The following is a 703-nucleotide window of genomic DNA, read 5'->3' on the forward strand; positions in this document are numbered from 1 at the left end:
AATCCGCTTGGTGCTGATGCGAGTGCTTTGCTGTATAGCATCATCGAGACGGCGAAAGCGAACGGACTGATACTCTACGATTACATGGTCAAATGTATGAAAGAACTGGTAAAGCCAGAGCCTGATATTAACTCTCTTCTGCCTTGGAACGTCTCACACTGAAATTAAAACGCCCCGTGGGATTATGGGGCGCATACGCAAGGCAAAGGTAAGTCAGGCAAAGCAGATAAGGCGCTGGCCAAAATCCAGAAGCTCTATGGGATAGAATCCCGCTTAAAAGGAGAGTCTGCTGAAAAAAGAAAAGCTGAACGTCAGCAGCATGCCAAGCCGATACTGGATGAGTTGTACGAGTGGATGACAACTCAACAAGTGATGGAGTCTAGCCCGCTGGGTAAAGCGATAAATGATCTGCTCCAGTTAGACTGGACACCGCATTAAGCTACATATTGTTTTTCAAAGTTAACTGGGCTTAGATACCCAAGAGCACTGTGCCTTCTTGTTCGATTATAATCAACTTCAATGTATTCAAAAAGCGCTTGGCGCATCTCTTCTCGGGTCATTATCGGCTCGTATTAGACGGCTTCTACTTTCATTGAGTGGAAAAAGCTTTCAACACAGGCGTTATCCCAACAATTCCCCTTCCTACTCATGCTTTGTTTTAGATTATGAGCTGCGATTAAATCTCGGTAGTCTTTTGAGCAAT

Annotated in this window: 1 protein-coding gene and 2 pseudogenes; 2 read left to right on the plus strand and 1 reads right to left on the minus strand. The window is 44.8% G+C overall.

Features of this window, described 5'->3' with window-relative positions; genetic code table 11:
• Positions 1-162 (plus strand): transposase domain-containing protein (locus L4B77_RS20200; protein ID WP_429752634.1); only part of this gene is annotated, 162 nt, incomplete at its 5' end.
• A 36-nt stretch (positions 163-198) separates the two neighbouring features.
• Positions 199-438 (plus strand): annotated as a pseudogene (locus tag L4B77_RS20205) (IS66 family transposase); the annotation flags it as partial.
• On the opposite strand, the pseudogene L4B77_RS20210 reads toward L4B77_RS20205, so the two are convergent.
• Positions 435-703: pseudogene (locus tag L4B77_RS20210) on the minus strand (IS3 family transposase); the annotation flags it as partial. The pseudogenes L4B77_RS20205 and L4B77_RS20210 overlap by 4 nt on opposite strands.

The organism is Vibrio minamisatsumaniensis (assembly GCF_050337445.1).
Taxonomy (GTDB): domain Bacteria; phylum Pseudomonadota; class Gammaproteobacteria; order Enterobacterales; family Vibrionaceae; genus Vibrio; species Vibrio artabrorum.